This window comes from Cellulomonas algicola (assembly GCF_019024305.1).
GTDB classification, from domain to species: Bacteria; Actinomycetota; Actinomycetes; order Actinomycetales; family Cellulomonadaceae; genus Cellulomonas; species Cellulomonas algicola.
The window spans coordinates 55314-64158 of record NZ_JAHKSJ010000024.1 but is presented as its reverse complement, the minus strand read 5'-3'; the positions used below and the strand labels follow the sequence as shown (position 1 = coordinate 64158).

At 73.3% G+C, this 8845-nt stretch carries 5 protein-coding genes; 2 read left to right on the top strand and 3 right to left on the bottom strand.

Features of this window, described 5'->3' with window-relative positions:
- The first annotated feature begins 290 nt into the window (after positions 1-290).
- Positions 291-728 carry an HIT family protein gene (locus KOV94_RS17115; RefSeq protein WP_225916889.1) on the top strand — a complete coding sequence of 146 codons (438 nt, stop codon included), beginning with the start codon at positions 291-293 and terminating at the stop codon, positions 726-728.
- 88 nt (positions 729-816) lie between these two features.
- Here the strand turns inward: KOV94_RS17115 and glgB are convergent, their stop codons facing one another.
- From glgB to KOV94_RS17100, 3 genes are all read right to left on the bottom strand, one after another.
- Complete coding sequence (gene glgB / locus KOV94_RS17110) at positions 817-3009, bottom strand: 1,4-alpha-glucan branching protein GlgB (protein WP_218052711.1); 2193 nt, start codon at positions 3007-3009, stop codon at positions 817-819.
- A gap of 69 nt (positions 3010-3078) precedes the next feature.
- Positions 3079-3930 carry a LacI family DNA-binding transcriptional regulator gene (locus KOV94_RS17105; protein ID WP_235843346.1) on the bottom strand — a complete coding sequence of 284 codons (852 nt, stop codon included), beginning with the start codon at positions 3928-3930 and terminating at the stop codon, positions 3079-3081.
- A gap of 31 nt (positions 3931-3961) precedes the next feature.
- Entirely contained in the window at positions 3962-6493 is a 2532-nt protein-coding gene (locus tag KOV94_RS17100) for a glycoside hydrolase family 2 protein (protein ID WP_218052710.1), read from the bottom strand.
- Positions 6494-6650: 157 nt separating this feature from the next.
- Here KOV94_RS17100 and KOV94_RS17095 point away from each other — a divergent pair, with 157 nt between their 5' ends.
- Complete coding sequence (locus KOV94_RS17095; RefSeq protein ID WP_124341930.1) at positions 6651-8834, top strand: alpha-galactosidase; 2184 nt, start codon at positions 6651-6653, stop codon at positions 8832-8834.
- Positions 8835-8845 lie beyond the last annotated feature (11 nt).

Sequence of the window (8845 nt, the reverse complement as noted above, 5' to 3'; positions counted from 1 at the left end):
AGAAAGAGCCACCCCAGCAATGGGGTGGCTCTTTCTGTTTCTGGAGACTTCTGTTCCCGGAGATATCGGCGGTTGTCCTGGTGCGGGGCCGGAACCGGGTGCGACGCCGGGACGGCGCTCAGTGTTTCGGCGCGCTCCTGTGCTTCGCCATCCGGCTCCTGGCGCCTTTCTCCCATGGTGGTCGTCGGCGCCGGCGGGCGGGGCTGGCGGGTCGGGCTGGGTGTGACGCGGCGGCGTGTCGGGCTCGATATGTCGTGCCCCGTCGACGGCCGGTCGGGCAGGGTGGGCGCATGGTGAGGGACGACGACTGTGTGTTCTGCCTGATCGTGGCCGGTGAGCTCGAGTCCAGCCCGGTGTACGAGGACGACGACGTCCTCGCGTTCATGGACCTGCAGCCGGTGACCACCGGGCACGTCCTGGTCGTCCCGAAGGAGCACCGGCCCTACCTGGCCGACGTCGACGAGGGCCTCGGGGCTGCTGTGTTCCGAGCGGGCCAGCGGGTGGCGGCGGCGCTGCGTGCGTCTGACCTGCCGTGCGACGGCGTGAACCTGTTCCTCGCGGACGGGGAGGCTGCGTTCCAGGAGGTCTTCCATCTCCACCTGCATGTCTTCCCGCGGACGCCGGGGGACGGGTTCCGGATCTCGGCCGACTGGCGCGTGCGGCCGCGTCTCGAGCTCGACGAGGCCGCTGCGCGCGTGCGCGCCGGACTGCGGACGTCGACCGCGTGAAGACGCCTCGGGTCCGAGGTGGATGGGCAGCGTCGTCGCGTGTACGGCGTGCTCCCCGCGCTGGGGTGCAGTGCAGTGCGGCGCGGAGTCAGGCGGGGGTGGTGTCCTCGGCGACGAAGATGACCGCGCCGAACGGCGGGATGCGCACGGAGGCTGAGTAGGGGCGGCCGTAGTGCGGGACGGGTTCGGCGTCCACGGCGCCGAGGTTGCCGACGCCCGAGCCGCCGTAGCTCTCCGAGTCGGAGTTGAAGGCCTCACGCCAGCGGCCGCCGGACGGCAGGGCCAGGCGGTAGTCCTCGTGGGGGACGCCGGCGAAGTTGATCACGACCGCGGCGGGCGGGCCGTCGACGGCCTTGCGGAGGTACGCGAGGGTGTTGCGGTCGGCGTCGTTCGAGTCGATCCACTCGAAGCCCTCGGGGGAGTGGTCCAGCTCCCACAGGGCCGGGTTCTCGCGGTAGACGCGGTTGAGGTCGCGGATGCTGTCGCGGACTCCGGCGTGCAGGGAGTCGTCGAGGGCGTGCCAGTCGAGTGAGCGCGACTCGGCCCACTCGGTCTGCTGCGCGAACTCGCTGCCCATGAAGAGCAGCTGCTTGCCCGGGTGGGTCCACTGGTAGGCGAGGAGTCCGCGGACACCGGCGAGCTTCTGCCAGTGGTCGCCGGGCATGCGCTCGTAGAGCGAGCCCTTGCCGTGGACGACCTCGTCGTGCGAGATGGGCAGCACGAAGCGCTCGGAGTAGGCGTACACCATCGAGAACGTGACCTCGTGGTGGTGGTACCGCTTGTGGATGGGCTGCTCCGAGGCGTAGCGGAGCGTGTCGTTCATCCAGCCCATGTTCCACTTCAGGCCGTACCCGAGGCCGTTGCCGTCGGTGGGGGCGGTCACGCCGGGCCAGGCGGTGGACTCCTCGGCGATCATGAGAATGCCGGGCGCGCGCTTGTAGGCGGTCGCGTTGGCCTCCTGCATGAACGAGATCGCGTCGAGGTTCTCGCGGCCGCCGTACTTGTTCGGGCGCCACTGGCCCGGGCGGCGCGAGTAGTCGAGGTAGAGCATCGAGGCGACGGCGTCGACGCGCAGGCCGTCGACGTGGAACTCCTCGAGCCAGTAGACGGCGTTCGCGACGAGGAAGTTGCGGACCTCGGACCGGCCGAAGTTGAAGACGTAGGTGCCCCAGTCGGGGTGCTCGCCGAGCAGCGGGTCGGGGTGCTCGTAGAGCGGCGTGCCGTCGAACTGCGCGAGGGCCCACTCGTCCTTCGGGAAGTGCGCGGGGACCCAGTCGATGATGACGCCGATGCCGGCGCGGTGGAGGGTGTCGACGAGGAACTTGAAGTCGTCGGGGTGGCCGAACCGGGACGTCGGCGCGAAGTACGACGAGACCTGGTAGCCCCACGAGCCGCCGAACGGGTGCTCGGAGACGGGCAGGAACTCGACGTGCGTGAAGCCGAGGTCGAGGACGTACTCGGTGAGCTGGTGCGCGAGCTCGCGGTAGGACAGGCCCTGGCGCCACGAGCCGAGGTGCACCTCGTAGATGCTGAGCGGGCCGGTGTGCGGGTCGCGCTGGGTGCGGGCGGTCATCCACTCGTCGTCGGACCACGCGTGGCTCGTCTCGACGACGACCGACGCCGTGGCGGGCGGGACCTCGGTGCCGCGGGCCATGGGGTCGGCCTTCTGCCGCCAGGAGCCGTCGCGGCCGAGGATCTCGAACTTGTAGCGCGAGCCGGCGCCGACGCCCGGCGCGAAGATCTCCCAGACGCCGCTGTCGCCGAGCGAGCGCATCGCGTGCGTCGCGCCCTGCCAGTAGTTGAAGTCACCGACGACGCGCACGGCCTGCGCGTTGGGCGCCCACACGGCGAACGACGTGCCCTGGACCTCGCCCAGGACGCCGGGGTAGGTGCGGACGCGCGCGCCGAGGACGGTCCACAGCTGCTCGTGGCGGCCCTCGCGGATGAGGTGGCGGTCGAGCTCCTGGACCGTCGGCAGGAAGCGGTACGGGTCGTCGCCGAGGTGCACGTCGTCGCCGTACGTCACCTCGATGCGGTAGTCGGGCACGTCGGTGCCGGGGAGGACCGCGACCCAGATGCCGTCCTGCTCGTGCTGCGCGGGCACGCGGGTGTCCGCCGTGATGACGACGACCTTGTCGGCGAGCGGGCGCAGCGAGCGGATCGTGACGCCGCCGTCGCCGACGTGCGGGCCCAGCACCCCGTGCGGGTCGTAGTAGCTGCCGTGCGCCACCGCGCTCAGCGTGCCGGAGTCGACAGGGACCGGGGCGGGCGCCGTGCTCATCCTCCTACCCAACCACCCGTGACGCGTCTGCGCAGGTGGACGCCTTGCGGCGCAGGTCACGAAGGGGTGTCAGGGCGTCCGCGCGGGCGGTGCGGTGGTGCCGCGCGTCACGAGCCGGGGCTGCGGCGCGGTGTACGAGGTGACGGGACCGTCCGCGAGGAGGTTCAGCACGCAGTCGGCGACCTGGACGCCCATGGCGTGCACGTCGAGGCTCATCGCGGACAGGGCGGGGCTCGCGAGGCGGCAGAGTGCCGAGTCGTCCCAGGCGAGCAGCGAGAGGCGCTCGGGGACGGGCACGCCCATCTCGGCGGCGACGCGCAGGCCGGCGATGGCCATGACGTCGTTGTCGAAGATGATCGCGGACGGCGGCGAGCCGCGGCCGAGCAGCGCACGCGTCGCGCGGGTCGCGGACTCCTCGCCGTAGTCGCCCTCGACGACGCTGCCCTGGGCGCCCAGGCGTGCGCACTCGGCGACGAACGCCTCGGTCCGGGCCTGGGTGTGCGCGAGCGTGCGGGGGCCCGACACGCGCGCGAGGCGCAGGTGGCCGAGGCCGACGAGGTGGCCGACGGCGTCGCGCATCGCCTGGCCGTTGTCGATCCACACGTTGGCGAACGGCAGGTCGGGCGTCGGTCCGCCGACGACGACCGTCGGGATGCCGAGCTCGCCCAGCACTGCGAGCCGGTGGTCCTCGAGCGCGAGGTTGACGACGACGACCGCGTCGACCAGCCTGCCCTCGCCCCAACGCCGGTAGGCGGCGATCTCTGCGTCGTGGTCGGGGACGACGTGCAGCAGCAACGAGCGCCCCTCGACCGCGAGCGACTCCTCGATCCCGGCGATGAGCTCCATGAAGAAGGGCTCGAGGCCGAGCATCCGGGCAGGCCGGGCGAGGACCAGTCCGACCGCATCCATGCCGTGCGTCACGCCCGCCAGCGTACTGGCGGGCGTGCGCAGGTCAGCGGGACGACTCGAGGTCACGCGCGGCGCCGGCCGCCGTCTGCGGGGCACGGGGGACGACGACGTCGTTGGCCGTGCGCAGGACGGGGGGACGGGTCAGTGCCTCGGGGTCGGCGCGGACGGTGGTGCGGACGTGGAAGGACGCGGTCTCGCCGCCCGGGACGTCGACGAGCGCGGTGTCGACGACCGCGTCGGGGTCGAACCGGTCGACGTGCAGCGTGACCGAGCGCGCGAGGGACCGGGCGGTGACGTCGACGCGGTAGCCGTCCTGCACGGGCGTCACGGTCGCGGTGAGGGGCGAGGGGTCGAGCGCGAGGTCGACGTCCTCGACCCAGGTGTGGACGGTCTGCACGTCGCCGAGCCGCGCGACGAGGACCTCGCCGGTGGGGTCGTCGGGGGTCGCGACCTCGGACGGCAGGCCGAACAGGCCCACCGACCAGGCACCGACGGCGAGCGCGAGCTCGACCTCGGCGAGCGTCGTGCCGTCGAGCCGGCGCCGCGAGAGGTGGACGACGCCCTGCCAGATGCCGGCCGTGTCGTTGACCACCGCGAGCATGTCCCGGTCGTCGCGCGGCTGGACCGTCAGGAGGCGCGGGGCGTAGGCGCGCCGGAGCGCGTGCCACAAGGGCTTGGGGCGCTCGTCGCCGTCGACGGCCGCCCAGGAGGTCACGGGCCAGCAGTCGTTGAGCTGCCAGACGATCGCGCCGGCCGTGCGCGGCCACCACGAGCGGTAGTGCTCGATCGCGAACGCGACCGCGCGCGCCTGGTTGAGCTGCGTCGCCCAGTGCCAGTCGGCGAAGTCGTCGGGCACCCCGAGGTGCGGCGCGAGGCCGCGGTCGAGCTTGCCGTTGCCGTCGTCGGCCTTCTGGTGCAGGAGGAACGTCGGGTCGTCCTTGGTGAGCGGACCGCCGTCGTCGGTGCGGACCGCGCGCGTCAGCGTGGTCCACGTGGGCGGGCCCTGGAATCCGAACTCCGAGCAGAATCGCGGGACGTCGTCGCGGTAGACGGTGTAGTCGACGCGGTTCCAGACCTCCCACTCGTGGTGGGTGCCGTGGTCCGGGTGGTTGGGGTGGACCTCGTCGAGCGCGAAGCCCGGCGAGTACGGCGAGCCGTCGGCGTAGGGGCGCGTCGGGTCGAGCTCGGCGACGACGCCCTTGAGCAGCTCGGTCGCGATGCGCAGACCCCAGGTGCGGCCCTGCAGGTCCTCCTGCCAGCCCCAGTCCATGAAGCCCCACAGGTTCTCGTTGCCGCCGTTCCAGAGCACGAGCGACGGGTGCGGGGTGAGGCGCGCGACGTTCTCGCGGGCCTCGGCCTCGAGCTCGTCCCAGATGGGCTGCTCCTCGGGATACGCGGCGCACGCGAGCAGGAAGTCCTGCCACACGAGCAGGCCGCGCTCGTCGGCGAGCTCGTAGAAGTCGTCGGACTCGTAGATGCCCCCGCCCCACACGCGCAGCAGGTTGAGGTTCGCCTCGACGGCCTGGTCGAACCGGCGGGTCAGGCGCTCGCGGGTGATCCGGGTGAGCAGGTGGTCGTCGGGGATCCAGTTGGCGCCCTTGACGAAGATCGGGCGGCCGTTGACGCGGAACGTGAAGGGCGTGCCGTCGTCGTCGGGGGCGGTGTCGACCTCGACCGTGCGGAAGCCGATGCGGCGCGTCCACGTGTCGAGCGGGTCGTCGGCGGACGCGGTGCCGAGCGTGACGGTGAGCTCGGGCAGCGGCTGCGAGCCGTGGCCGACGGGCCACCACAGGGGTGCGTGGGGGACCTCGAGCTCGACGACCGCCTCGGTCCGGTCCCGTGGCACGACGACCGTGACGTCGGCGCCGAGCACGCGCGCGCGGACCGTGACGGGGAGGTCGCCGCCGGGCAGGCCGGAGCGCTCGAGGTCCGCGTGCACCCGGACGCGTCCGGTGCCGTCGGCGTCGACGGTCACCAGCGGGCGGACCTGCGCGAGGCGCGCGGTGCGCCAGCGCTCGACGCGCACGGGCTTCCACAGCCCGGCCGTCTGCAGGTCCGGTCCCCAGTCCCAGCCGAACGAGCAGGCCATCTTGCGGACCATGTTGAACGGCTGCGGGTACGCGAGCGGGCGGGCCCCGAGGCGCTCGGCCTCCGACTCGGCGTGCACGATCGCGGAGTGCAGGAGCACGCGCAGGCGCTGCGTGTCGGGGCGCAGCAGGCCGCGTACGTCGAAGCGGTAGGAGCGGTGCTGGTTGGCGGTCCGGCCGAGCTCGTGGCCGTCGAGCGTCAGGGTGGCGACCGTGTCGATGCCGTCGAAGACCAGGTCGACGCGCTCGTCGTCGGCGGCGGGGTCGAGGTCGAGCTGGCGCTCGTACGCCCAGTCGGTGCGTCGCATCCAGGCGAGCACGTCCTCGTTGCGGTCGAGGTACGGGTCGGGGATCAGGCCCTCGTCGAGCAGCGCGGTGTGGCTCGTGCCCGGCACGCGCGCCCGGACGCGCACGCCGACGAGCTCGGCGGGGACGGGGCCGGCGACGGCGGTCAGCGTCCAGCCGTCGGGGAGGTCCTGGGTGATCATCGACGCGCGCTCCTGGGTCCGCGGGCCCGGCGTGCCCACCCGCGTCGTCGCGAGCGGCCCGGCGACCTCCGAGCGGAGGTCGAGGGGGCGGCCTGGTACCCGCGACCATTGTTAGACAACTGAATAAAGTAAGTCAATCACATGCCAGACTGGTCGGGTGAGCACCGAGCAGCGGGACGCCGACGTCCCGGTCACCCGCCCGACCACCGACCTCCTCCACCTGCGCGCGGACGGCGTGAGCGTCGTCGTCGACCTCGCCGACGGCACGCTCCCGCGCGTGCTGCACTGGGGCGCGGACCTCGGCGACCTCGACGCGTCCGTGCTCGCCGACCTGCGGTTCGCGTCGCGCCCCCTGCCCATCGGCTTCCCGGTCGACGGCGAGGTGGCTGCCGCGGTCCTGCCCGAGCAGTCGGCCGGGCACCTCGGCACACCCGGGCTCACGGGGTCGCGCGACGGGCGGGACTTCTCGACGGCGTTCACCGTCACCGGGCACCGCGTGGACCGCACGGGCGACGGGACGCAGCGCCTCGTCGTGCAGGCAGCGGACGACGCGGCCGGGCTCGCGCTCGAGCTCGTCCTCGAGCTCACCGCGCACGGGCTCGTGCGGCAGCGCGGCACGCTGACCAACACCGCCGACGACGCGTACGCGGTCGACGGGCTGCTGCTCACGCTGCCCGTGCCCGCCGCCGCGACCGAGCTGCTCGACTTCACCGGACGTTGGGCGCGTGAGCGCAGCCCCCAGCGAACCGCGTTCACGCACGGCACGCGTCTGCGCGACAACCGCCGCGGACGGACCGGGTACGACACCGCGCTCGTGCTCGTCGCCGGGACGCCGTCGTTCGGGCACCGCAGCGGGCAGGTCTGGGGCGTGCACACCGCGTGGTCCGGCAACCACCGCACGCTCGCCGAGCGCAGCCACTACCACCCGGGCCTGCTCGGCGGAGGGGAGCTGCTGAGCCCGGGGGAGGTGCGGCTCGCCCCCGGGGAGTCGTACACGAGCCCGTGGGTCTACGGGTCCTGGGGCGTCGGGCTCGACGCGCTCGCGGGCCGGTTCCACCGCTGGCTGCGGGCGCGCCCGCAGCACCCGCGCTCGCCCCGGCCCGTCACGCTCAACACGTGGGAGGCCGTCTACTTCCAGCACGACCTCGGCCGGCTCACCGAGCTCGCCGACGCGGCCGCCGCGATCGGCGCGGAGCGGTACGTCCTCGACGACGGGTGGTTCGGGTCGCGGCGCGACGACACGCGCGGGCTGGGGGACTGGTACGTCTCCGCCGACGTCTGGCCGGACGGGCTGCACCCGCTCGTCGACCACGTGACCGGGCTGGGCCTGCAGTTCGGGCTGTGGGTCGAGCCGGAGATGGTCAACCCCGACTCGGACCTGGCCCGGGCGCACCCGGACTGGATCCTGCGCGTCCCGTCGCGCCTCCCGCGCCCGGCCCGGCACCAGCAGGTGCTCGACCTGGCGCACCCCGAGGCGTACGCCCACATCCTCGAACGGCTCGACGCGCTGCTCACCGAGTACGCGATCGGGTACCTCAAGTGGGACCACAACCGCGACCTCGTCGACGCGGGCCACGCCGGCGTCGCGGGCGTGCACGGGCAGACGCTCGCCGTCTACCGCCTGCTCGACGAGCTGCGCGCGCGGCACCCCGGCGTGGAGATCGAGTCGTGCTCGTCGGGCGGCGGGCGCGTCGACCTGGAGATCCTGGAGCGCACCGACCGGATCTGGGGGAGCGACTGCATCGACGCGCTCGAGCGGCAGCAGATCCAGCGCTGGACGAACCTGCTGGTCCCGCTCGAGCTGATCGGCGCGCACGTCGGGTCCGGCACCGCGCACAGCACCGGGCGGCGGCACGCCCTGTCGTTCCGCGCGGGCACGGCGCTGTTCGGGCACCTCGGGATCGAGTGGGACCTGCGCGAGGCCGACGACGCACAGCGGGCCGAGCTCGCGGCGTGGGTCGCCGCCTACAAGGACCTGCGTGGGCTGCTGCACACCGGCACGAGCGTGCACGCGGACGTCGCCGACCCGTCGCACCACGTGCACGGCGTCGTGGCGCCCGACGGCTCCGACGCGCTGTTCGCCGTCGTCGCGACCGCGACCTCCGACGCGCTGCCCACGGGGCGGCTCACGTTCCCCGGGCTGGACCCCGACGCGACGTACCACGTGCGGCCGCAGCCGCCCGGGGACGTCGTCGAGGGCCTCGGGAGCCACTGGCTGTCGCTGCCGTGGTGGACACCCGACGGCGTGCGGCTCACGGGTCGCGTGCTGGCGGAGGTCGGGCTGCAGGCGCCCGTGCTGTTCCCGGAGCACCTCGTGCTCGTGCGCGCGACACGGGCCTGAGGCGCGCGGGG

Coding starts and splice junctions, on each gene's coding strand:
- KOV94_RS17100 (WP_218052710.1), bottom strand. CDS start 6,493: ATGATCACCCAGGACCTCCCCGACGGCTGGACGCTGACCGCCGTCGCC.
- glgB (WP_218052711.1), bottom strand. CDS start 3,009: ATGAGCACGGCGCCCGCCCCGGTCCCTGTCGACTCCGGCACGCTGAGC.
- KOV94_RS17115 (WP_225916889.1), top strand. CDS start 291: ATGGTGAGGGACGACGACTGTGTGTTCTGCCTGATCGTGGCCGGTGAG.